Origin of the sequence: Bacteroides sp. D2, assembly GCF_025147085.1 — a bacterium.
Classification (GTDB): domain Bacteria; phylum Bacteroidota; class Bacteroidia; order Bacteroidales; family Bacteroidaceae; genus Bacteroides.
The window spans coordinates 2,605,346-2,628,480 of the sequence record NZ_CP102261.1 but is presented as its reverse complement, the minus strand read 5'-3'; the positions used below and the strand labels follow the sequence as shown (position 1 = coordinate 2,628,480).

Here is a 23,135-nt window from a genome sequence, read left to right as displayed (position 1 = left end):
CAAACTATCGTTTATCCCAAATAATCTTTCTATTTTTACCCCCAACAATAGAATCTCTACTACAATACTATGTCAAATATCCAACAACAGACTTCCGACGACCGTTTTCTGGTAATAGCACTGAAACAGGATGATAAACAGGCTTTTACCCGATTATTCCATGCCTATTATAAAGATCTGGTGTTGTTTGGCGGTACTTACATTCCAGAGAAATCCACCTGTGAGGATATTGTACAGAATATCTTTCTCAAATTATGGAATGACCGGAAAACACTGGAAATTGAGAACTCACTAAAATCATATTTACTGAAAGCTGTCCGAAACTACTGCCTGGATGAATTGCGCCATCGCAGGATTATAGATGAGCACGTTGCTTATGAACTTAAATCGGGTTCTATAGATATAGATACAACGGAAAACTACATACTTTACTCCGATTTATGCCGGCAACTCAAAAATGCATTGGAACAATTACCTCCCCAGGAAAGAGAAGTATTTGAAATGAGCCGGTTAGAAAATATTAAATATCAGGAAATAGCCAATCGCCTCAACATCTCTGTCAGAACAGTGGAAGTACGCATCAGCAAGGCTTTGAAACAGCTTCGCATTTTATTAAAAGATTTTTATTTGCTACTTTTTTTCTTTCTTTTCCACTAATAGATGTGGGATTTTCTTTCTGAAACGTCTTATTATATATAAGGTAAAATGCATATGATAAATAAAGATTCAGACATAGAAATTATAATTTCCAAATATCTCTCGAAAGAGGCTACACCAGAAGAAATAAAGGTACTGGAAGATTGGATATCGGCTACTCCCGAAAACTATAAGAGCTTTCTATCACAAAAGAATGTGTGGGAAGTCAGTCACCCGGCTTTTAATCCGGAAGAGATAGATGTGGACAGCGCGCACAGAAAAGTTATGGAGCAGATTCTTCATCAAAATCAGCCGACATCGGTTCGTCCAAAGTTGTCCTTTCTGTACTACTGGCAACAAATTGCAGCTATACTGCTTCTCCCTTTGCTGATAGTATCCGCTTATCTTTATTTGAAACCTGCTTCTCAAATTGCAGAAACTTATCAGGAGTTATTCACTCCTTACGGTACCTGGTCGGTAGTGAATCTGCCCGACGGCTCTAAGGTTTGGCTAAATGCCGGAAGTTCTCTAAAGTATCCGACTCAATTCAATGATAAGCAAAGAGTGGTTTCAATGCAAGGTGAAGCCTATTTTGAAGTAGAATCCGACAAGGAGCATCCGTTCATCGTAAAAACGAAAGAACTGACTGTAGAAGCTACCGGCACAGCATTCAATGTGAATGCATATACCTCGGACAATGTAACAGCAGTGACATTAGTAAAAGGAAAGGTAGCAGTAACTCTTGACAAGAAAAAAACAATTTCCCTTTCACCGGGAGAGAAAATAGACTATAATCTGGCAACTTCTTTGTATAACGTCAACAAAACCAATACTTACAAATGGTGCTCATGGAAAGATGGAGTACTCATTTTTAGAGACGACCCACTGGAATATGTATTCAAACGTTTGGGACAAACTTATAATGTGGAGTTTATTTTGAAAGATGCCGAATTAGGAAAATATTCCTATAAGGCGACTTTTGAGGGTGAATCTTTGAATGAGATCTTGCGCTTGCTCGAAATGAGTGCACCCATCCAGTGCAAAGCAGTCAGTAATCGTAGCAACAATAGCGAGAAGTTTGAAAAGCAGCGTATAGAAGTGAGCAAGACTATGCAATAATAAGCAAAGAGTGGTTCAACTAATTCAAAAAGGGCGTTTCCGTATACTTTAATAAGGATATTATTCTCATAGTAACGAGAATTAATTCTCATCGTAATGAGAAAAGTTTCTCACCGCGATGAGAATTTTTTCTCATCACGGTGAGAATGCTTGAGAATTACTTCATCTTATACACCAGTGTACCACCTTTTACAATATCTTCATGTGAGATTGTTTTCTTCGTATATGGTTCACCATTCAATGTAATACTATCTACATATTTATGTTCTTTCGATAGATTCTCTGCAATAATTGTGAAAGTCTTGCCATCAGCCAAATGCAAGGTCATTTTTGGTAATTGTGGAGCACCGAATACATATTCTGCACTCACCGGATCTACCGGATAGAATCCCATCGCACTAAGCATATACCAGGCAGACATCTGTCCGCAATCATCGTTTCCACAAAGTCCATCAGGTTTGTTCTTGTATTGAGTATCGAATATTTCACGAACCAGTTCTTGTGTACGTTCCGGACGACCTGCCAGTGCATATAAATAAGTTACATGATGACTTGGCTCATTGCCATGAGCATACTGCCCAATCAGTCCGGTTACATCTGACAGACTTTCGCCTTCCAACTTAACGGTAAACAATGAATCTAACTTATTCAGGAAAGGCTCTTCACCGCCAAATAACTGGATCAATCCCGGTACGTCATGTTGTACATGCCAGGTATATTGCCATGCATTTCCTTCTGTATAATCTCCACCGATACTTTCGGAATGTCCTAGTGCACTTGGATTAAATGGAGCTTTCCAAGTTCCATCAGCCTTGCGCGGACGCATGAACTTCGTTTGCGGATCGAACATATTCTTATAATAATCAGCACGTTTTGCAAAATATGCCGCATCTTCCTCTTTACCCATACGACGTGCCATATCGGCAGCAGCATAATCATCATATACCGATTCTAAAGTAGAAGATACAGATTCAGCTTTTATCAGGTCTGTCGGGAAATAACCATATTTTGTATAAACTTCCCAATCGGACTTCAACGGATGAGACACCGTCTGCGTCTTCTTTATTATATTGAAAGCACGTTCAGCATCGAAACCACGGAATCCTTTACGATAGGCTTCGGCAATAACTGATACGCCGTGATTACCAATCATACAGAAATTCTCTTTGCCCCACAATCCCCAAATGGGTAAGAAACCTTGCACTTCACCTTGTTCAATAAGAGAATTAACAAAGCCATCCACACGTTCGGGAATCATTAATGTATAAAATGGATGAGCAGCACGATAAGTATCCCACAAAGAGAATGTGGAATAGAAAGTACCCGTTCCGGCTTTCACTATAGAATCGGCAGCATTACGATACATACCATCTACGTCCGAAATTTGATTAGGCTGAATCAATGCGTGGTAGAAACAAGTATAGAAATTTGTCTTTTCATCATCGGTACCCTCTATTTCAATACGGCTCAAATAGTTATTCCATTCATTGTGGGCGGTAGCTCTTACTCCTTCAAAATCCCAGGCAGGAATTTCTGCTTCCAGATTCTTTTTAGCCCCGTCTATGCTGGTGGTGGAAAGAGCCACTTTCATCATCAGCTCGTCTCCCGGCTGCATGTCAAAAGAAGCAATGATGCGTTTTCCTTTTTCTGTTTCGCCCATCGGAAGATAAAGTGAATCGACTACCGGACGGTTGAATTTCATCACAAAGAAATAATCTTGATTGACCCATACCGTGTTATTGACATGTCCTGTCAGTGTTTGAGCATCTTCCCAGTTCACTTCACAACTGTTGACTTGTGAATGATATTGTTCTTCTCTCCATGCAGGACCATGTTGCAAGTCAATCAATATAGAGGCAGAATCAGCCTTGTGATAAGTATAGCGGTGAAGGGCAGCATGGATAGAGGCAGTCAGTTCTGCTTTTACCTGTGGATCAGAGAGCTCTGCAGTGTAATATCCCGGAGTAGCCGCTTCTTTGTCTTTAGGGAAATGACTACGATAAGCATCCCATGCACGGACACGTGTACCCGTGACCGGCATCACCAGAATATCGCCTAAATCCATACATCCGGTTCCATTTAAATGTGTTTGTGTGAATCCCCAAATCAGAGAATCCTCATAAACATATTCGGAACAGTAGCGCCAACCGACTGCACCCGTTACGGGACTGGTTTGTATCATACCGAAAGGATAACATGCCCCGGGGAATGTATGACCATTATCTGCAGCACCGATAAAGGTATTAACGTATTGAGTATAATCTTTTGTATCCGTCTTTTCAGCCGGAGTACAAGAAGAATAAAAAAACAAGCCTGCTGCCAGAGTTGCAGCCATAAAAGGGGTTTTTCTTCTCATGGTAAATATAATAATGTTAAGTTAATGTCGCATTATATATGCTGATATTTATCTAATTTTTCACGATAGTAGCTTTCTACATCTTTCCAGTGGTAATAAGGAGCTACGTCTGTTTTCACCGGTAGTTTAGTTTCCTTTTCATTAAGTAATACTTTTACCAATACATCGTTACTTCCTTTTTTATGGAAAAAGACGAATTGCACGTTACTAGCCATCGGGAAAATATCATACGCTCTCCATTGTTCGGATAACTTTTCTACGTCAGGGTAAGATTCTCCATAATGATTCAGTTCCAATAAAGCGACTAACGGTAACAGACAAGACTCATGACCAAATCTTAAAGTGGCCTGGTTCTTACCTTCTTTCAAAGCAGCATCTGCCCTATCTAAAATATTACGCAACAAGTCGGCTTCCCGATAGGGCATCAAACCATCCGTTACAGGAGAACAAGCGTGTGTCAGATACCAATATAAGTTGTTACAACTCCATAGATCATAACACTCTTCATCTGTGAAAAGAGAATATAGCTGCATATCTGTATCATGACTCTGCATATTACAAGCCAAATCAAAAAGACGTCTCATCAGGCGCGCTTCATCAACATTTGCTTTTACATACGCTTCGTCTGTAAACAATGTTTTCATCAACCGTTGCGGGCGTACATGGGTAGCTTCAAAATCTTTCTGAACCTTTGTCACTTTATCGGAACTAGCTATTTTACTCAAATCCTTAGCAGGAGGATTCATGTAATACATATCATGGTAACTTGCATCATTCTTGATACATAGATTGGGATTCATCGCCTGCAATTGGAGGCATTCGGATGTCATGGATAATATACACCGGATGACAACTGTGGAACGGGCATCCACTTCTGTTCCATCAGCAAATATCTGTGGGAAATTAGTATACATACGCTTTGCAATTCCTCTGTGTTGGCGTGCTCCCACCGAAGTCAGTTCACCAAGACGACCTTCCGCCATATCAGCCATGCGCAAAACAATATCCAGTGTGTTTTTACCTGTTGTAGTAAGTTTGTTTAAAGAGTCGGCTTTTAATAAAGTTTGCTTGGGGAAACGATAATCATTCGGATCAATCAGATACCGTGAACCATGACGCATATATGTGCTGATATAAAAAGGTTCGTACCCCTTAGGAGCAGCTGTCTGCTTGGCAGTAGGCGTAGGATATGCATAATAATTATTAGCGGATAAATACCGGTTTGCACGGATCTCTTCACGAACAGTTTGCGCTTGTACCGTCCATACAAACAAGAGCAATAAAAGAATAGATGTGAGTTTTTTCATGATAGTATTATTCAATGTATTAATAGTTGTGCCACAAAATTAGAGATTTCTTCTCATTTAAAAGGATTTGATACAGACAAATATACTTAAATCTTAAATGGAGGAAGTTCCTATTTATGTGGATTCGCTGTGATAAAACAAAAATTCGTACGACTTATTGAATAAATATCAACTCAATTATTTATCTTTGTTAGCTTAATAACAAGCTGGCGCAAAAAACAATAAGTATAATGAAAGATTTCTTGAAATTTACACTTGCCACGGTGACAGGTATCATTTTGTCAAGTATTGTATTATTTATAATCAGCATGGTAACGTTGTTTGGCATCATGTCTGCTTCGGACACGGAAACAATCGTAAAAAAGAATTCTGTAATGATGCTCGACTTAAATGGAACGTTGGTTGAACGTACGCAAGAAGATCCGCTGGGTATTTTATCACAGTTGTTGGGTGACGGATCTAACACGTACGGACTAGACGATATTCTTTCTTCTATCCAGAAGGCTAAAGAAAACGAAAATATTAAAGGGATTTATCTGCAGGCAAATTCATTAGGCACCTCCTATGCTTCTTTGCAGGAAATCCGCAACGCACTGCTCGACTTCAAAGAAAGTGGAAAATTCGTTATTGCTTATGCAGACTCCTATACGCAGGGACTTTATTATCTTTCCAGCGCAGCCGATAAGGTGTTGCTCAACCCCAAAGGAATGATTGAATGGCGGGGTATCGCCTCTGCTCCCTTGTTCTACAAAGATCTGCTGCAAAAAATAGGAGTTGAGATGCAGGTGTTCAAGGTAGGAACTTACAAATCTGCCGTAGAGCCGTTTATTGCTACGGAAATGAGTCCTGCCAACCGCGAACAGGTTACCACATTTATCACTTCTATCTGGGGACAGGTTACGGAAGGGGTATCTACTTCACGTAATATTTCTGTAGACTCACTGAATGTCTATGCAGATCGCATGCTCATGTTCTATCCGGCAGAAGAGAGTGTAAAATGCGGATTGGCTGATACTCTGATTTATCGCAATGATGTGCGCAATTATCTTAAGAAATTGGTAGAGATCAATGAAGATGATAATCTTCCTATATTAGGATTGGGCGACATGATGAACGTAAGGAAAAATGTGCCGAAAGATAAAAGCGGTAATATCGTAGCTGTTTATTATGCATCCGGTGAAATTACAGACTATCCGAGCTCTGCAACTTCCGAAGATGGGATTGTCGGTTCGAAAGTCATTCGTGACCTGCGCAAATTGAAAGATAATGATGATGTGAAAGCTGTTGTACTTCGTGTCAATTCTCCAGGTGGAAGTGCTTTCGCCTCGGAACAAATCTGGCATGCTGTGAAAGAGCTGAAAACAAAGAAACCGGTCATTGTCTCTATGGGTGATTATGCCGCGTCAGGAGGTTACTATATCTCTTGCGTTGCCGATACGATTGTTGCAGAGCCTACTACCCTGACCGGTTCTATCGGAATCTTCGGTATGATTCCTAATGTGAAAGGATTGACTGATAAAATCGGTTTAAGTTATGATGTCGTAAAAACGAATAAATTCGCTGATTTCGGAAATATCATGCGTCCGTTTAACGAGGATGAGAAATCATTGCTTCAAATGATGATAACTGAAGGATATGATACCTTTGTAACTCGTTGTGCCGAAGGACGTCACATGACGAAGGAAGCTATCGAGAAGATTGCTGAAGGCCGTGTATGGACTGGGGAAACTGCTAAAGAACTGGGATTAGTAGACGAATTAGGTGGCATTGACAAGGCACTGGATATTGCTGTCGCAAAAGCCGGTATCGAAGGCTATACCGTTGTGTCTTATCCTGAGAAACAAGATTTCCTGTCTTCCCTGCTTGATACGAAACCGACGAATTATGTAGAATCACAATTACTGAAAAGTAAATTAGGCGAGTACTACCAGCAATTCGGCTTACTGAAAAATCTGCAAGAACAATCCATGATTCAGGCACGTATTCCGTTCGAACTGAATATAAAATAAACCGTAATACATGGACGAACACTTTATCAAGATACATAAGTGGCTCTACCCTGCCTCCTGGCTCTACGGAGCAGTGGTAATGATGAGAAATAAACTCTTTGACTGGGAAGTTCTTCAATCAAAGAGTTTTGATATACCTATTATCAGCGTGGGTAATCTCGCTGTAGGAGGGACAGGAAAAACTCCACACACTGAATATCTGATAAAGTTTCTTTGTAATCAATATAAGGTAGCTGTATTAAGCCGGGGATATAAACGGCACACGAAAGGTTATGTATTGGCAACTCCGGAAAGTACGGCAAGAAGCATTGGCGACGAACCTTACCAGATGCATCAAAAATTCCCGTCTGTCACAGTAGCTGTCGATGAAAAGCGTTGTCATGGCATAGAAAAGTTGCTTGCACTGCAAAAGCCTTCAATAGATGTTATCCTATTGGACGATGCTTTCCAGCACCGATACGTCAAACCGGGATTGAGTATTCTGTTAACGGATTATCACCGATTATTCTGTGATGACACTTTGCTCCCCGCAGGACGGCTTCGTGAACCAATTAGCGGCAAGAATCGGGCGCAAATCGTTATTGTCACCAAATGCCCGCAAGACATCAAGCCTATTGATTATAACATTATCACGAAACGGCTGAACCTTTATCCATATCAACAGTTATTCTTCTCATCGTTCCGGTATGGTAACCTGCAACCAGTGTTCCCTACCATGTCTCCGGACACAAATGCAATTTCGACAAACCATGAGGTTGCTTTGTCCTCACTGACAAACACTGATATATTATTGATGACGGGAATTGCCTCACCTGCCCCTATTCTCGAAAGACTGGAAGGTTGTACCAAACAAATAGATTTACTATCGTTTGACGATCACCACAATTTCACTCATCGGGATATACAGCTTATCAAAGAACGGTTTCATAAACTGAAAGGAGAACACCGGTTGATTATTACCACCGAGAAAGATGCAACACGCCTGATTAACCATCCGGCTTTGGACAAGGAATTGAAACCATTTATCTACGCCTTGCCTATTGAAATTGAAATATTACAAAATCAACAAGATAAATTTAACCAACATATTATTGACTATGTTAGAGAAAATACAAGAAACCGCAGCTTATCTGAAAGGTAAGATGCATACCAGTCCGGAAACTGCTATTATACTAGGCACCGGGCTTGGCAGTTTGGCAAACGAAATCACCGAGAAGTATGAAATAAAGTATTCGGATATCCCCAACTTCCCGGTATCTACCGTCGAAGGTCATAGCGGTAAGCTGATTTTCGGCAAACTAGGCAATAAGGATATCATGGCTATGCAGGGACGCTTCCACTATTACGAGGGTTATTCGATGAAAGAAGTAACTTTCCCTGTACGTGTCATGCGTGAATTAGGTATCAAAACCTTGTTTGTATCCAATGCCAGTGGCGGTACAAATGCAGATTTCGAAATCGGTGACCTGATGATTATCACTGACCATATCAACTATTTCCCCGAACATCCGCTTCGCGGAAAAAATATCCCTTACGGACCTCGCTTCCCGGACATGAGCGAAGCATACTGCAAGGAATTGATTAGTAAGGCTGACGAGATTGCCAAAGAAAAAGGAATTAAAGTACAACACGGAGTGTATATTGGTACGCAAGGTCCTACTTTCGAAACTCCTGCCGAATATAAATTATTCCATATCCTTGGTGCTGATGCAGTTGGTATGTCTACCGTTCCGGAAGTTATCGTAGCCAACCATTGTGGTATCAAAGTTTTTGGTATTTCCGTCATTACCGACTTAGGAGTAGAAGGAAAAATCGTAGAAGTAACACACGAAGAAGTTCAGAAAGCCGCTGACGCTGCTCAACCGAAAATGACCACGATCATGCGCGAACTTATCAACCGTGCCTAAACAATCATCCCGATTTATGAGAACTGAAATAGCATCTCTCGGTGAGTTTGGTCTGATTGACCGCCTCACCGAGGGAATCAAACTGGAAAACGAATCCAGCAAATATGGAGTGGGCGACGATGCCGCCGTTCTCTCCTACCCTTCAGAAAAGCAAGTACTGGTAACAACCGACCTGCTTATGGAAGGTGTGCATTTTGACCTGACTTATGTTCCCTTGAAGCATTTGGGATATAAATCAGCAGTAGTTAATTTCTCCGATATTTATGCCATGAACGGTACTCCCCGGCAGATTACGGTATCTCTTGGTCTTTCCAAGCGTTTCAGCGTGGAAGATATGGACGAACTTTATTCCGGTATCCGTCTGGCTTGCCAGCAATATAATGTCGACATTGTGGGAGGCGATACCACTTCTTCCTTGACAGGCCTTGCTATCAGCATCACCTGTATTGGCGATGCCGACAAGGATAAAGTAGTTTACCGTAATGGCGCCAAAGACACTGACCTGATCTGCGTCAGCGGCGACTTGGGGGCAGCCTATATGGGTTTACAACTCTTGGAACGTGAAAAAGTCGTATTGCAAGGTGATAAAGATGTCCAACCGGATTTCTCCGGCAAAGAGTATTTATTAGAACGCCAATTGAAACCGGAAGCGCGCAAAGATATCATTGAGAAATTGGCAGCCGCCAATATTGTCCCTACTTCTATGATGGACATTTCCGACGGCCTGTCATCAGAACTGATGCATATCTGCAAACAAAGCAATGCTGGTTGCCGCGTTTACGAGGAGCATATCCCAATCGATTATCAGACTGCTGTTATGGCTGAAGAGTTTAACATGAATCTTACGACTTGTGCCTTGAATGGTGGAGAAGATTATGAACTACTCTTTACTGTTTCCATCGCCGATCATGAGAAAATTTCACAAATGGAAGGAGTTCGTCTCATCGGACATATTACCAAACCCGAACTTGGCTGTGCATTGATTACCCGTGATGGACAAGAATTCGAACTAAAAGCACAGGGATGGAATCCATTAAAAGAAGATAAGCAATAGATTTCATCACATACCTGAAATATTTTTCATCTTATACAACACTGATAATTAGCCGACTAACTTTTTATCAGTGTTTTTTATTTCCATAAGACTTGCAGAATCCAAAAGTTTCACTACCTTTGCAACCGCAAAAGAGATATTACCGGACCGAACAAGCATGAGGTGCCATAGCTCAGTTGGTAGAGCAAAGGACTGAAAATCCTTGTGTCCCCGGTTCGATTCCTGGTGGCACCACTAATGATTCGGTAATAAAAAATCCCTTGAACTTTTGAAGTTCAAGGGATTTTTTTATTCCTCGTATTGCAATTTGCAACCGCCTATACTTTAGAACTATGCAGTTTTTTATAAATCTCCACACGAGCATCTATTTCTGCTTGAGTCAAATGCGCAGGAAGTTCAATGGTAGTCCGCGGAGTTATTGCTACCAATACCATATCTCCCAAACCCTTTTTATACTCTTTAATAACATTTTCAGTAAACTGACTGGATGAAATAACATCACGCATTATATTACCTTTTTTCATATCTCTAATTATTTTGTTTTTTATTTTACACACAAGCAGAATATACACTTCCCTATACAGGTTTAGATTGAGCTAAATCTTCCGATGTAGATTTGTTTTCCAAAGAGATATTGATCGCATTCATGCCTTTCACTCCACGCTCAAGGTCAAATGTTACGATATTATTTTCTGCAATATTGCCAATGACATTGTTCACATGAAAAAAGTATTTCTCAACACCTGAAAGGTCTTTAATAAAGCCAAATCCTCTTGACTCATTAAAAAACTCAACCCGTCCTCTCAAAATCGTCGGCTCCTCTTCTTCCTTTTTAGGAGTTGCTATAATTATTTCATCCGGATTAATTTCTTCCTTCTTTATATCCTCTGTCGGAGGAGTCGAAGTTATCATTCCGTTCTCATCTACATAGGCAATCATATCCTCAAAGCTATTTGAGCTGCCCGATAATTTCTTGCTTTCTTTCTTTTTCAGTTTTTCTTCTCGTTTAGCGAGTCTTTTCTTTTCATTTTCACGTTTACCAACTGTCATGGATTTTGCCATAGAATTTATATTTAGTTTTATATTAATTTTAAAGAGATTGTTATTTGTTGATTTCAAATAGTATAACTGGCTTTATTCAGCTTCTTACCCGTCAGTTTCTGAATATCATTAACGAGTTTACGCTCTTCCTGCGAGCAGAATGTCAGTGCTGTCCCTGTATTCCCGGCTCTTCCGGTACGTCCGATACGATGCACATACGTTTCCGGCACATCAGGAAGATCATAGTTGATAACTAAAGGAAGTTCGTTAATATCGATACCTCTGGCTGCAATATCAGTAGCCACCATCACACGTGTTTTGCCCGACTTGAAATTGCCCAAAGCCAACTGCCGCGCTGCCTGACTTTTATTTCCATGAATCGCCTGGCTACCAATTCCCGCCTTGCCCAGTATCTTTACGATCTTATCAGCATTATGCTTCGTACGTGAAAATACCAACACCGACTGATCTTCTGATTTTTGCAAAATCGAAACCAGTAAAAGACTCTTTTCCTTTTTCTCTACGAAATAAACCATCTGTTCAATAGCATCCACAGTCGATGATTTCGGAGTTATGCTGATTCGTACAGGATTCTTCAACAAAGAATTCGTTAAAGAAATAATTGTATCAGGCATTGTAGCGGAGAAGAATAAAGTCTGTTTTTCTTTCGGAAGTTTTGGTAATATCCGCTTGATATCATGAATAAATCCCATATCAAGCATACGGTCTGCTTCATCAAGTACAAAATATTGTATCTTATCCAGATGGATATGTCCCTGATTCATCAAGTCAAGCAAACGTCCCGGTGTAGCAACCAGGATATCAATTCCTTTGTGTAACATGTCAACTTGAGGACGTTGATTTACTCCGCCAAAAATAACCCCATGCCGCACTTGGGTATATTTGGCATAATCATTAATGCATTCACTTATTTGCAAGGCAAGTTCACGGGTGGACGTCAAAATCAACGCTTTAATCCCCCGGCACTTGGCTGCCTCTTTATTCATTTGCAAATGTTGTATAATGGGAATAGCAAACGAAGCAGTTTTACCTGTTCCCGTTTGCGCACAGCCTAATATATCTCTTTTTGCTAATGCAGCCGGAATTGCCTCTCCCTGAATGGGAGTGGGCACTGCATATCCTTTTTCTTCAATAGCTTTTAAAATCGGTTCGGTTATATTTAATTCTTTAAATGTCATAATTGTTATTTTTGCTGTATCAAAACAGCTATTAATTTATATTGTAAAGGGACTGACAAACTCCATCATGGGAATGAAAATCCCGTAGGTTAAGCCAGTTTATGGGTTGCCAAGAAAAACTCGCGCTCCAGTGTACTCATTACTTCTTTTACACTACTGATTTTTTCAGCGAGAAAAGCATTGCTACCGGCAAAAGCATAGCCTTTTTTCATATTTCCTTTGGCTGCATTATATAAAGCCTTAATAATGCAATAAGGGCTTTTTGTATAATCACATGTTTTGATACAATGGAATGAGCAACTCTTAGGCCTCTCCAGTCCACTATTCACATTGTGAATAAATTCCCCGTCAATAGCTCGTCCTGGCATTCCCACAGGACTTTCAATAATAAGAACATCTTCGGACTTGGAGTGAATATATACTTCCTTGAACGTCTCGGACGCGTCACATTCCTGGGTGGTAACAAATATACTTCCCATTTGTACCCCTGCAGCTCCCAGTTCCATAAAATGTGCAATATCTTCACCTGTCGAAATGCCGCCGGCGGCAATCACCGGAATCTGTTTCTGTTCTTTATAGCTGGATGCAATCATTACCACTTCCGGAATCAAAGCTTCCAAAGCATAATGCTGATCCTGTAATTGTTCTTTTTTGAATCCTAAATGTCCACCGGCTTTAGGCCCCTCCACCACGATTGCATCGGGCAGATAATTATAGTTCTTCTGCCATTTATCGCAGATGATTTTGGCTGCTCGTGAAGAAGATACAATAGGCACTAGCTTGGTTGTACTCTCCGGAGTCAGATATGAAGGCAGGTCGAGTGGAAGCCCGGCACCGGAAAATACCACATCAATCTTTTCCTCGATTGCGGTGCGCACCATATCCGCATAATTCGATAAAGCAACCATGACGTTTACGCCAATAATACCTTTTGTTTTCGCACGTGCTTTCCGGATTTCCTCTTTCAGCCCGTTAATACATTTTTCAGGATAAGTACCTTTCCCTTTGGGGTATAACAAACCTAAACCTGCGCATGATATAACGCCTACTCCTCCTTCGTTTGCTACTGCCGAAGCCAAACCCGAGAGCGAGATACCTACTCCCATTCCACCTTGTATTACAGGTGTTTTTATCTCAATATTTCCTATAAAGAATGATTTCATATGTTTTATTTTGCTTTAGAGCAATTGAACAAGATAAACAGTGTGAGCACACTTTATTCAAGCGCTCAAGATTGGCCCTGTCATTGACTATTTGCCTTGTTGGGTGTAATTTATTAAACCTTTACTCCTGACTTCTTCAAGAGTATTGTGTATTACAAAAAAGTCTAATAAATCTATTTTCAGAATGGAAAGTGCAGGAGTAGATATTCCTGATATTGCACAGAAAAAGAGCCAGAATTAGCAGAACTTAAATGTAATATGATTTTTTGTCTTCCCCTGTGTCAATCAGAAGATTCCTCCGTTGAATCATGAAACGGAAATAACTTATTAAATAAAAGCAGAAGATATTATCTTCTGCTTTTATTCGGATATTAATATCTTCTAGAGTTATTATAACCACCACGGCCACCACCGTTAGACGGTCTTTCAGTACGAGGACGTGCCACGCTTACTGAAATAACTTTCTGGTCGTATTCAACTCCATTCAGTTCGTCAATTGCTTTTTGTCCTTCTGTATCATTCGGCATTTCTACGAAAGCAAATCCTCTGGATCTACCAGTTTCTCTGTCAAAAATTACTTTAGCTGAAGAAACTTCTCCAAACTCTGCAAATAAATTTGTTAAGTCAGCATCATTAGTGCCATAGCTTAAACCTGAAATGTAAATGTTCATTTAAAATTTTATTAAAATAAATACTAATTTGGAGTGAGGAGGATAATTAAAGACAAGGACTGCTTGCTAATAAAATATTATAAAGAAGAACTATACGATAATGATTCGTAACTCAAACTCTTGGTACAAAGGTAACACAATAAATCAGAATAATACATTTATACCCGTTCTTTTTCGGAAGAAAGACGATAATTATCATTTATTAGCACACAATTCATCCTAAATCGGCGAGATACACAATTTTGCCTATCATTCTTGATATTCTCTTGTAATATATCTACTTTTGCCATTACATAAATTATCAAGTCCCACTTTATGGATGTCAGAATAGAACCAAGTTGGAAACAACAATTACAAGAAGAATTTGACAAACCATACTTCGAAAAGTTGGTTACATTCGTCAAAGATGAATACAAACGGGCACACGTCCTCCCTCTCGGACATCAGATTTTTCATATATTCAATTCCTGTCCCTTCGAAAAGGTAAAAGTAGTTATCCTTGGACAAGACCCCTATCCCAATCCCGGACAATATTATGGAGTCTGTTTTTCTGTGCCTGATGGAGTAGCTATCCCAGGTTCACTAAGCAACATCTTCAAAGAAATACACCAAGATTTGGGAAAGCCAATTCCAACTTCTGGTAATTTGGATCGTTGGGTAGCTCAAGGTGTATTCCCGCTAAACTCTGTTCTTACTGTACGTGCGCACGAAACCGGTTCTCATCGAAATATGGGTTGGGAAATCTTCACAGACGCAGTTATCAGGAAACTAAGTGAAAAACGGGAGAATTTGATATTTATGCTTTGGGGAAGTTATGCGAAAGAGAAACGATCTTTGATAGATACCAACAAACATCTGGTACTAACCACTGTTCATCCCTCTCCCCGCTCTGCCGAATATGGTTTCTTCGGTTGTAAACACTTCAGTAAAGCCAATGCTTTCTTGCATAGCAAGGGAATAGAAGAAATTGATTGGTAAATAAACGATTTCTCAAAACAGATTATCAGTACCCAAAAACATTCGCTATGAATAAATCAAACAATATCACTCGGGAAGAAATGTGGGCAAAGCAATGCTTGTCTGCTACCGATATTGATTACGCTGTGTGGGAACGGGATAAATCCATACTTCACCAACTTTCAAAAATCTGTCACAACTGCACATTTGTTGTCGATGTTTACAAATGCAATTACACGTATGCATCCTCGAATTTCGTTGATTTACTGGGGTATGACAGTCACAAGATAGAAACTTTGGAAAAGCAGGGAGATTATTTAGAATCACGTATTCATCCGGACGACCGTGCGCAACTGGCAGCATTACAGGTCACGTTAAGCCAGTTCATTTACAGTCTGCCTCTCGAACAGCGAAACGACTATTCCAACATTTACAGTTTCCGTATACTCAATGCCAGGCAGCAATATATACGTGTCACTAGCCGACATCAAGTTTTGGAACAAGACCGTAACGGCAAAGCATGGCTCGTAATAGGCAATATGGATATTTCACCCGACCAAAAACATTCCGAAACAGTAGACTGCACTGTCCTAAATCTGAAGAACGGGGAATTCTTCTCTCCTTCCTCTTTGCTAATGCCTTCTTCGCTCAACCTCACTAATCGGGAAATAGAGATATTACGGCTTATTCAAAAAGGGTTGTTAAGTAAAGAGATTGCAGACAAGCTATGTATCAGTATTCACACTGTCAATATTCACCGGCAGAATCTGTTACGCAAATTAGGTGTGCAAAATTCCATCGAAGCCATTCGCTTGGGACAGGAAACCGGACTACTAAGTTAATTAACCCATACGCACTCTTCCCGAAGCTACCAGTCTGTCTAAGGCATCCATTCCACCACACCCACCGCCGGATGCAATCTTCTCCATTCCTCAAATTCCGGATAACTACGTACACCATCCTGAATCACAGCTTGATAATACTCCACTCCCATAATCTTTTCCGTATCAGGCGTTTCGTATTTTAATTTCAGGATAGCCAGTCTCATTTCATCTGTCAATACCGCAGAAATGCGTTCGGCCGCCCTTTCAAAATAGCCATCATAACGAGAGCCTTCTTGGATATGAATCATATCCATTTGCCAGAGTTCTCCTTCCATATCCTGATACCATGCATGCCACTCTATACACGCTTCTGCTGTATGTAATAAATTCGTATATTCAATCTTCTTTACGGACGTATTTTCCGCCAATTCAGCCATCGCCCGAAAGCTGGCAGACAAATCCAAAGGAGAAGTATAAATATGAAAATCAATATCCCGATGTTTCACCAATAATCCTGTACGCAACGAACCTACCAGATTCACTTTGGCACCAATCCCCTCCCATATCCGAACAATACGGGTATCCTCTATAATCTCCCAAGCTTTCTGCTGGTTACGTTTTGCCAATTCAAGAATATTCATCTTTATCCTTATTAAGTAAGTATGCAAAAATACGAAAAAGGATACATATATAGCTATAAATAACTATTTAATCCCTTGATGGGTTGAGCTAACTTTGTCCGCAAATTCAATTCTTCACCATACAACTAAAAAGAGATTATGATATTCAATCAAACAGAGAAACAGGAAAAAGAGTATTTACAGCAAGTCATAACCACTATCCATGATACGATCAACACCACCAGTACTTCCGTCAAAGAGTATATAGACACCCTGCAGGAGTACAAAGATTATCTATGGTCGAACAAAGATATCGATCCGCACGAAATCCGTTCCATGCGCGAAAGCATATTAAATCATTTTGCATTAGGTGAAAATGTAATTGACAAACGCAGGCGACTAAGCAAAATACTGGATATCCCCTATTTCGGACGAATCGACTTTCAGGAAAAGAAAGACAAAAGCCAAGTTAGTCCGATCTATATAGGAATACATACTTTCTATGACCTCAATCAAAAAAAGAATCTGATTTACGATTGGCGAGCTCCTATTTCAAGCATGTTCTACGATCATGAATTAGGCGAGGCGTTCTACTCCTCTCCGGCAGGCAAAATTAACGGAGCGATCTCACTCAAACGCCAATATCGTATTCGCAAAGGAAAAATGGAGTATATGATTGAAAGTTCCGTAACTGTTCATGACGATATTCTGCAAAAAGAACTATGTTCCAATGCCGACAATAAAATGAAAAATATCGTCACGACAATTCAGAGGGAACAGAATCAGATCATCCGCAATGAAAACGCTTCTGTACTTATTATACAAGGTGTTGCCGGTTCAGGAAAAACCTCTATCGCGCTCCATCGTATTGCCTACCTACTTTATGCACAGAAAGGACAGATTTCTTCCAAAGACATATTAATCATCTCCCCCAATAAAGTATTTGCCGATTACATTTCTAATGTACTTCCGGAACTTGGCGAAGAGACCGTTCCCGAAACCAGCATGGAGCAAATTCTGTCGGACGTAATTGACAACAAATATAAACACCAGAATTTCTTCGACCAAGTGACGGAACTATTAGAAAACCCGACACCCGACTTTATCGAACGGATTCAATACAAAGCCTCCTTCGAGTTTATATCACTACTTGACAAATTCATCCTTTACATGGAAAACAACTATTTCAAAGCAACAGACGTAAAACTCACCAAATACATCACTATTCCTGCCGAATTTATTAACGAACAGTTCAAACGATTCCACCGCTATCCCATACGTCAACGATTTGAGACTATGACAGATTACATTCTGGAAATGATGCAACTACAATATAATCTCACAGTTAGCACTCCGGAGAAAAACCAACTAAAGAAAGAGATAAAAAAGATGTTCGCGGGAAATAACGATCTCCAAATCTATAAAGACTTTTTTGAGTGGATCGGAAAACCGGAGATGTTCAAGACACGCAAAAACCGCATACTAGAGTATGCGGACTTAGCCCCTTTGGCTTATCTGCATATCGCATTAAATGGGAATAACGCCCAATCTTACGTCAAACACCTTCTGATAGACGAAATGCAAGACTATTCTCCCATACAATACAAAGTGATTCAAAAACTTTATCCGTGTCGAAAAACAATTCTTGGAGACGCTTCACAATCCGTCAATCCTTATGGATCTTCCACTGCCGATATGATTCAGAAAGCATTTGCAACAGGAGAAATAATGAAACTTTGCAAAAGCTATCGTTCTACTTTTGAGATCACCAGTTTTGCACAAAAAATTCAACCGAACAATGAATTAGAACCGATTATGAGACATGGGGAACACCCCAAGATTCTTCCATTCAAAAATACAGAAGAAGAGATCCAAGGTATTGCGGATTTAGTAAACTCCTTCAGGAACTCCCATTATACCTCATTAGGGATTATCTGCAAAACAGAATCCCAAGCAAAAGAACTTGTTCAAAAGCTCCAGATATATGCAAACGACATCTCACTTTTGTCCAATCAAAGTTCTGCTTATGTAAAAGGGATTATCATCACTTCCGCCCATATGGCGAAAGGACTGGAATTTGACGAAGTAATCATTCCGCAAACAGATGATAAGAACTATCATTCCAATATTGATAAAAGTATGCTTTATGTGGCAGCCACAAGGGCTATGCACAAGCTAACTTTGACTTATTCTGTTTCTTCACCCAGTTGTCGATTCCTGTAATAGAATATAACATCGAAAATTAAAAGAACTACCCGCAAAACAAGAGCCGCTTGAACAATCTCAAACGGCTCTGTAACTCCTTTAACAACATGGTTATCGAGCTAATACAACCACCGGTCTATATTCCTTTTTTCTGCACTGAACTCCACTCCAACTTTAACCAACTCACGCCCGTCTACCTGATAAGGTATCAGATAGCCTTTTTCATCAATCTGCTGCAAAGCCTGTTCGGCAGTACCATTCAGTTTAAATTCAAATACATAAATATACTTCGGAGTTTTCACCACTGCATCCGCCCGTCCGCGGGCACTACGAACCTCTGCTCCGGTAAATTGTCCCATCAATTTGAATACTAAGTAAAATACAACTTGATAATGTCGTTCGGTCTTTTCATTCAGTTCATAAGGGAAATCTGCGAAGAAAGCTTGTAAGCGGGTAAGAAAAGCGTCAACATCACCACTCTCCAATTCACGTACAAATTTACCTAGATAAAAGCCCCGTTCATCATCTACCACTGATGTGTAATAAGGAACCAAAAAATCCATAAATCCATATCGTACTTCATCATTGGGAAATTTCAGCAGGTAGTTTCCAAAACGCTTGTCATACCCCTTTATAGTCAAATAGCCACTCTGATAAATCAACGGAATCGGATTATTAGCATCTACCCTATATTCCATAAACGAAGAAGCATTGGCTTCTACCCCATCAATCAACGTACGCAAATCATACTCACTCTTTTTAAGCAGTTCGACTAAAAAAGTAGGAGTACCGGTTTGGAACCAATAATTACTAAACTTATACCCGTCAAAAACGTTAAGCACACTGAATGGATTGAATACTCCTTCCGCAAACTCACAAAAATGATAACCGTCATATAAAGCCGTCATCTTATTTAATGTTTCTTCATAAGTCAGTTCATTTGTTTCTGCCAATCGATTCAGTTCAGGAATAAAAGTATCCTCCAATTCTTGTCGTGTAATACCACAAATCGTGGCATACTGCGGCTTCATACTGATATCATTCAGTTGATTCAAATCACTGAACACACTGACTTGCGCAAACTTAGTCACACCGGTAAGGAAAACAAAACGAAGATAACGGTCAGAACTTTTCAGTACACCATAGAAGGCCTTCAATGTCTTACGATAGTCATCAAGCAAAGCGTCATCACCCAATGCCTGCAACAAAGGTTTATCATATTCATCCACCAAGACTACGACTCCACGACCAGACTGTTCACAGGCTCGGCGAATTACACCCGCAAAACGTCCGGAGAGAGTTTCCTCATCCTCCCCTTTGCCATATTTCAGTTCCCATTGCGTCAACTGCCTGCTAAGAATTTCGACTAAAGCCTGGGGAGAATCATATTTTTCCGCGTTTAAATCCAAATGAAATACCGGATATGTCTTCCATTCCTTTTCCATATCAGCTATGGTCAACCCTTCAAATAATTCTTTCTTACCTTCGAAATAAGCTTCAAAAGTAGAAAGAAGAAGACTCTTGCCGAAACGGCGAGGGCGGCTCAAGAAATAAGGTTTACCTGTGTTAGCTATTCGCCACACAAAAGCAGTCTTATCTACATAGAGATAATTTTCTTCACGAATCTCTGCAAAAGTCTGTATTCCAATAGGAAGTTTACGTAATATCCCGTCCATGATTTTTCCTCTATTTTGATTATTCAAAGATACGCATTTCCATGGGAATACACATACAAACTCCACAAAAAAGTACACAGTTTCACAGACAGCACTACCATGACTCCATTTTTCATCAAAACTAACTTTGTACCAGACAAACAACATCTCACTTCCTCTTCACTTTGCAAATCCAACACACAAGAACCAGAACCAGCAAAATAATTCCGTACCAATACCCACTTCCGGTTGTCCTATTAGTAGTTTTCTCAACTCCCGTTTTATGAATCTCTGTCTTAGCGCTCATATCCGATAAGCTCACAGACTGTGAATTCACTTCTTGAAGAAGTTGTTTCTCATTAACGTTTTTCCTATCCACCACAGTCTTCACCACCATCCCAGCCTTCAATCTAAGCGTATCCACAGGAAATACAAACAACACCTGCTCGATATGCTCCTCCACCACCTCCAAATCCTTTTCTGAAGCAACCTTATTTTTAACAAGACTTTTCCCGGAGCTACTATTTAAACTTGAATCAACCCTAACTTCACTCTCCCTGTTTATCACCTCTTTCTTACTCCTACATCCCGACAGCAATACAGGCACAACCAAAGCCACCACCAATACAAACAGTAACTCCCTCCCACTCCTCAAAAACTCCTTCATATCAAAACAGGGACAAGCCTTCACATATTCATAAGGTTCAATCACTCCGTCACCATTCAAATCCGGTGAAGTATCCCGATGTCCCAACACTTGGAGAATATTATATTCCCGCTGCAAATCCATAATAATCTGATAAAGCACCCGTTTTTGAGCATTCGTCCGGGTATCTGCCGGACGCCCGTTCCCATCCAATCCACCGATATAACATATCGCGATACTCTGCTCATTCCAACCTTTACAATGAGCACCGGGCAAAGCCACATCCCGCCCCTTTTCCAATTTCCCATCCAAACGGATCACATAGTGATACCCGATACCGTTGAACCCACGTTCCCGGTGCCAACGGTCAATATCTGTGGCAGTAAAATCCTGCCCGGCTTTCGTAGCCGAACAATGTACTATGATAGAATCTATATTTCTCATGATAATTCATTATTAGTTCAAACGCACCAGTTAATAATCCGAAGGTGGCATACGCTTCACACACCCTCTAATCTCACACTTCTTCACTTCCGACTCCTTCTGTATCAACTCCACTTCATGACATTTATGTATCCAGTCAATCTTCTCTTCCTGCTCCTTGCGAAGTTCAATATAAAGCCCGTCTATCTTCTCGTCACGTTGAGTCAGCCGTTCTTCCAACCAGTCCACCTTTTTACGGCGATTTTCTTCTTCCATACTGTTCACGGATGCTTCCTCTTTTCGTGCATCCGTCTTGCGGCAAGTGATATACCTCACTAACCATTTCACAGCTTCCAAACCACCCATAGCGGTAATAAAAGCAAGGATTGTAGTTATTTGCATATTTATATTTTTACGTAGTTATAAAGAAAGAATGAGGCCGAAGCCCCATTCCATACAAACCAGACAGTTCTCAACGGCTCATGAATCAAGCAGCTGGGTCTGGTGCTTCACCATTACCACCCGAACCACCATCCGGATCCGGAGTTTCACCCCCATCATCCGAACCGTCACCAACACTACCCGAATCATTAATATGATCCAAATCCTTGAACTTCAATCCATCCGAACGGGTAGTCGTCCCGGTAAACAGACGAATGTCCGAGTTAGCACGAAAACAGATACGAAGCCCTGAAATATTAGCGATCGTAAAATCTTCCGCCTTCTCCGTCCCTTTGCTTTGGGCAGAAAGGTAAAAATATCCCAGACCGGCGATATTCACCGAACGGCCACCCAGCAATGTCTTTCTCAATAACGTACGGAAATCTTTCAATACACTAATCGTTTCACCCTCGCTGACACCGGAAGCAGACGCAATCTCCTTTGCAAACTCATCCAACGTTGCACTCGTATCATACTGATAAGAAATCACCGGATACACTTTCTTTCCTGCTTCTTTATTTGTAGGGTCACACAGGCGAGACACCCTTCTAAATCTAATAGCCATACTACTTTTCTTTTTTAAATAAATACTGTTTTAATTATCACTTCGCTAACGTTAACGATGCAAAGATGCAGCATCTTCCACGGAGATGAAACGACACCTAATAGCCTCATCAGAAAAGTACTAAAAAGCATTTCAGACATACGCAACCGACATAAAGGAACTAAATAAACGACAAAAAGCAAGGAAAAAGCGACAAAACCGATAGCCGGGGGAGAATAATAAACAAACAAATATATTCAAACTAATAAATACCATACTAAAAAGCATGGAAAGTTTTAGGCGCTCAAGGCTGTCAATAGCCAGATACCGTATATTGAAAGAGAGCAAACTGCAATTA

At 40.4% G+C, this 23,135-nt stretch carries 21 protein-coding genes and 1 tRNA gene; 10 read left to right on the top strand and 12 right to left on the bottom strand.

Annotated features, from left to right (window positions below; genetic code table 11):
- Positions 1 to 69: 69 nt before the first annotated feature.
- Positions 70 to 657, top strand: coding sequence for an RNA polymerase sigma-70 factor (locus NQ505_RS09155; RefSeq protein WP_009000122.1), 588 nt, complete (start codon positions 70 to 72; stop codon positions 655 to 657).
- Between the two features lie 54 nt (positions 658 to 711).
- On the top strand, positions 712 to 1,755 hold the full coding sequence (locus NQ505_RS09150) for a FecR family protein (protein WP_009000123.1): 1,044 nt from the start codon (positions 712 to 714) through the stop codon (positions 1,753 to 1,755).
- A 157-nt stretch (positions 1,756 to 1,912) separates the two neighbouring features.
- Here the strand turns inward: NQ505_RS09150 and NQ505_RS09145 are convergent, their stop codons facing one another.
- Both NQ505_RS09145 and NQ505_RS09140 read right to left on the bottom strand, forming a co-directional pair.
- Positions 1,913 to 4,111, bottom strand: a complete 2,199-nt coding sequence (locus tag NQ505_RS09145) for a GH92 family glycosyl hydrolase (RefSeq protein ID WP_032853746.1) — start codon at positions 4,109 to 4,111, stop codon at positions 1,913 to 1,915.
- A 32-nt stretch (positions 4,112 to 4,143) separates the two neighbouring features.
- Entirely contained in the window at positions 4,144 to 5,418 is a 1,275-nt protein-coding gene (locus NQ505_RS09140) for a histidine-type phosphatase (protein ID WP_009000125.1), read from the bottom strand.
- 230 nt (positions 5,419 to 5,648) lie between these two features.
- On the opposite strand from NQ505_RS09140, the gene sppA reads away from it, so the two are divergent.
- The 5 genes from sppA to NQ505_RS09115 all read left to right on the top strand — a co-directional run bounded on the left by sppA (position 5,649) and on the right by NQ505_RS09115 (position 10,622).
- Complete coding sequence (gene sppA / locus NQ505_RS09135; protein ID WP_008649902.1) at positions 5,649 to 7,427, top strand: signal peptide peptidase SppA; 1,779 nt, start codon at positions 5,649 to 5,651, stop codon at positions 7,425 to 7,427.
- Between the two features lie 10 nt (positions 7,428 to 7,437).
- Positions 7,438 to 8,568 carry a tetraacyldisaccharide 4'-kinase gene (gene lpxK, locus NQ505_RS09130; RefSeq protein ID WP_004298941.1) on the top strand — a complete coding sequence of 377 codons (1,131 nt, stop codon included), beginning with the start codon at positions 7,438 to 7,440 and terminating at the stop codon, positions 8,566 to 8,568.
- Complete coding sequence (locus NQ505_RS09125; protein ID WP_004298940.1) at positions 8,525 to 9,334, top strand: purine-nucleoside phosphorylase; 810 nt, start codon at positions 8,525 to 8,527, stop codon at positions 9,332 to 9,334. The genes lpxK and NQ505_RS09125 overlap by 44 nt, the downstream gene beginning before the upstream one ends.
- Before the next feature lie 16 nt (positions 9,335 to 9,350).
- Entirely contained in the window at positions 9,351 to 10,388 is a 1,038-nt protein-coding gene (thiL, locus tag NQ505_RS09120; protein ID WP_004298938.1) for a thiamine-phosphate kinase, read from the top strand.
- A 161-nt stretch (positions 10,389 to 10,549) separates the two neighbouring features.
- Positions 10,550 to 10,622 (top strand) — tRNA-Phe (locus NQ505_RS09115).
- Between the two features lie 83 nt (positions 10,623 to 10,705).
- Here the strand turns inward: NQ505_RS09115 and NQ505_RS09110 are convergent.
- The 5 genes from NQ505_RS09110 to NQ505_RS09090 form a co-directional block, all read right to left on the bottom strand.
- The gene (locus NQ505_RS09110; RefSeq protein ID WP_004307025.1) at positions 10,706 to 10,912 is read right to left on the bottom strand and encodes a hypothetical protein; all 207 of its coding nucleotides are present in this window, start codon (positions 10,910 to 10,912) and stop codon (positions 10,706 to 10,708) included.
- A gap of 52 nt (positions 10,913 to 10,964) precedes the next feature.
- The gene (locus NQ505_RS09105) at positions 10,965 to 11,450 is read right to left on the bottom strand and encodes a cold shock domain-containing protein (RefSeq protein ID WP_004307024.1); all 486 of its coding nucleotides are present in this window, start codon (positions 11,448 to 11,450) and stop codon (positions 10,965 to 10,967) included.
- Positions 11,451 to 11,503: 53 nt separating this feature from the next.
- Positions 11,504 to 12,628 (bottom strand): DEAD/DEAH box helicase, encoded by a 1,125-nt coding sequence (locus NQ505_RS09100; protein WP_009000126.1) that lies wholly within the window; start codon positions 12,626 to 12,628, stop codon positions 11,504 to 11,506.
- 89 nt (positions 12,629 to 12,717) lie between these two features.
- The gene (locus NQ505_RS09095; RefSeq protein ID WP_004296139.1) at positions 12,718 to 13,791 is read right to left on the bottom strand and encodes an NAD(P)H-dependent flavin oxidoreductase; all 1,074 of its coding nucleotides are present in this window, start codon (positions 13,789 to 13,791) and stop codon (positions 12,718 to 12,720) included.
- Positions 13,792 to 14,162: 371 nt separating this feature from the next.
- Complete coding sequence (locus NQ505_RS09090) at positions 14,163 to 14,462, bottom strand: RNA recognition motif domain-containing protein (protein WP_004296140.1); 300 nt, start codon at positions 14,460 to 14,462, stop codon at positions 14,163 to 14,165.
- A gap of 315 nt (positions 14,463 to 14,777) precedes the next feature.
- Here NQ505_RS09090 and ung point away from each other — a divergent pair, with 315 nt between their 5' ends.
- Together ung and NQ505_RS09080 are read left to right on the top strand one after the other, a co-directional pair.
- Complete coding sequence (gene ung / locus NQ505_RS09085; RefSeq protein ID WP_004310617.1) at positions 14,778 to 15,440, top strand: uracil-DNA glycosylase; 663 nt, start codon at positions 14,778 to 14,780, stop codon at positions 15,438 to 15,440.
- A gap of 47 nt (positions 15,441 to 15,487) precedes the next feature.
- Positions 15,488 to 16,261 (top strand): LuxR C-terminal-related transcriptional regulator, encoded by a 774-nt coding sequence (locus NQ505_RS09080; protein WP_004310616.1) that lies wholly within the window; start codon positions 15,488 to 15,490, stop codon positions 16,259 to 16,261.
- 38 nt (positions 16,262 to 16,299) lie between these two features.
- Here the strand turns inward: NQ505_RS09080 and NQ505_RS09075 are convergent, their stop codons facing one another.
- Positions 16,300 to 16,884, bottom strand: coding sequence for a hypothetical protein (locus NQ505_RS09075; protein WP_009000127.1), 585 nt, complete (start codon positions 16,882 to 16,884; stop codon positions 16,300 to 16,302).
- 138 nt (positions 16,885 to 17,022) lie between these two features.
- On the opposite strand from NQ505_RS09075, the gene NQ505_RS09070 reads away from it, so the two are divergent.
- The gene (locus NQ505_RS09070) at positions 17,023 to 19,086 is read left to right on the top strand and encodes a HelD family protein (RefSeq protein WP_259828256.1); all 2,064 of its coding nucleotides are present in this window, start codon (positions 17,023 to 17,025) and stop codon (positions 19,084 to 19,086) included.
- Between the two features lie 101 nt (positions 19,087 to 19,187).
- Here the strand turns inward: NQ505_RS09070 and NQ505_RS09065 are convergent, their stop codons facing one another.
- The 4 genes from NQ505_RS09065 to NQ505_RS09050 all read right to left on the bottom strand — a co-directional run bounded on the left by NQ505_RS09065 (position 19,188) and on the right by NQ505_RS09050 (position 22,798).
- Positions 19,188 to 20,744: an ATP-binding protein gene (locus tag NQ505_RS09065; protein WP_032853761.1), complete on the bottom strand. Its 1,557-nt coding sequence runs from the start codon at positions 20,742 to 20,744 to the stop codon at positions 19,188 to 19,190.
- Positions 20,745 to 20,892: 148 nt separating this feature from the next.
- Positions 20,893 to 21,813 (bottom strand): N-acetylmuramoyl-L-alanine amidase, encoded by a 921-nt coding sequence (locus NQ505_RS09060; protein WP_004323242.1) that lies wholly within the window; start codon positions 21,811 to 21,813, stop codon positions 20,893 to 20,895.
- Between the two features lie 30 nt (positions 21,814 to 21,843).
- Positions 21,844 to 22,194, bottom strand: a complete 351-nt coding sequence (locus NQ505_RS09055) for a hypothetical protein (RefSeq protein WP_004296148.1) — start codon at positions 22,192 to 22,194, stop codon at positions 21,844 to 21,846.
- An 85-nt stretch (positions 22,195 to 22,279) separates the two neighbouring features.
- Positions 22,280 to 22,798, bottom strand: coding sequence for an HU family DNA-binding protein (locus NQ505_RS09050; protein WP_004323245.1), 519 nt, complete (start codon positions 22,796 to 22,798; stop codon positions 22,280 to 22,282).
- Between the last annotated feature and the right edge of the window lie 337 nt (positions 22,799 to 23,135).

Coding starts and splice junctions, on each gene's coding strand:
- NQ505_RS09155 (WP_009000122.1), top strand. CDS start 70: ATGTCAAATATCCAACAACAGACTTCCGACGACCGTTTTCTGGTAATA.
- NQ505_RS09150 (WP_009000123.1), top strand. CDS start 712: ATGATAAATAAAGATTCAGACATAGAAATTATAATTTCCAAATATCTC.
- NQ505_RS09145 (WP_032853746.1), bottom strand. CDS start 4,111: ATGAGAAGAAAAACCCCTTTTATGGCTGCAACTCTGGCAGCAGGCTTG.
- NQ505_RS09140 (WP_009000125.1), bottom strand. CDS start 5,418: ATGAAAAAACTCACATCTATTCTTTTATTGCTCTTGTTTGTATGGACG.
- sppA (WP_008649902.1), top strand. CDS start 5,649: ATGAAAGATTTCTTGAAATTTACACTTGCCACGGTGACAGGTATCATT.
- lpxK (WP_004298941.1), top strand. CDS start 7,438: ATGGACGAACACTTTATCAAGATACATAAGTGGCTCTACCCTGCCTCC.
- NQ505_RS09125 (WP_004298940.1), top strand. CDS start 8,525: ATGTTAGAGAAAATACAAGAAACCGCAGCTTATCTGAAAGGTAAGATG.
- thiL (WP_004298938.1), top strand. CDS start 9,351: ATGAGAACTGAAATAGCATCTCTCGGTGAGTTTGGTCTGATTGACCGC.
- NQ505_RS09110 (WP_004307025.1), bottom strand. CDS start 10,912: ATGAAAAAAGGTAATATAATGCGTGATGTTATTTCATCCAGTCAGTTT.
- NQ505_RS09105 (WP_004307024.1), bottom strand. CDS start 11,450: ATGGCAAAATCCATGACAGTTGGTAAACGTGAAAATGAAAAGAAAAGA.
- NQ505_RS09100 (WP_009000126.1), bottom strand. CDS start 12,628: ATGACATTTAAAGAATTAAATATAACCGAACCGATTTTAAAAGCTATT.
- NQ505_RS09095 (WP_004296139.1), bottom strand. CDS start 13,791: ATGAAATCATTCTTTATAGGAAATATTGAGATAAAAACACCTGTAATA.
- NQ505_RS09090 (WP_004296140.1), bottom strand. CDS start 14,462: ATGAACATTTACATTTCAGGTTTAAGCTATGGCACTAATGATGCTGAC.
- ung (WP_004310617.1), top strand. CDS start 14,778: ATGGATGTCAGAATAGAACCAAGTTGGAAACAACAATTACAAGAAGAA.
- NQ505_RS09080 (WP_004310616.1), top strand. CDS start 15,488: ATGAATAAATCAAACAATATCACTCGGGAAGAAATGTGGGCAAAGCAA.
- NQ505_RS09075 (WP_009000127.1), bottom strand. CDS start 16,884: ATGAATATTCTTGAATTGGCAAAACGTAACCAGCAGAAAGCTTGGGAG.
- NQ505_RS09070 (WP_259828256.1), top strand. CDS start 17,023: ATGATATTCAATCAAACAGAGAAACAGGAAAAAGAGTATTTACAGCAA.
- NQ505_RS09065 (WP_032853761.1), bottom strand. CDS start 20,744: ATGGACGGGATATTACGTAAACTTCCTATTGGAATACAGACTTTTGCA.
- NQ505_RS09060 (WP_004323242.1), bottom strand. CDS start 21,813: ATGAGAAATATAGATTCTATCATAGTACATTGTTCGGCTACGAAAGCC.
- NQ505_RS09055 (WP_004296148.1), bottom strand. CDS start 22,194: ATGCAAATAACTACAATCCTTGCTTTTATTACCGCTATGGGTGGTTTG.
- NQ505_RS09050 (WP_004323245.1), bottom strand. CDS start 22,798: ATGGCTATTAGATTTAGAAGGGTGTCTCGCCTGTGTGACCCTACAAAT.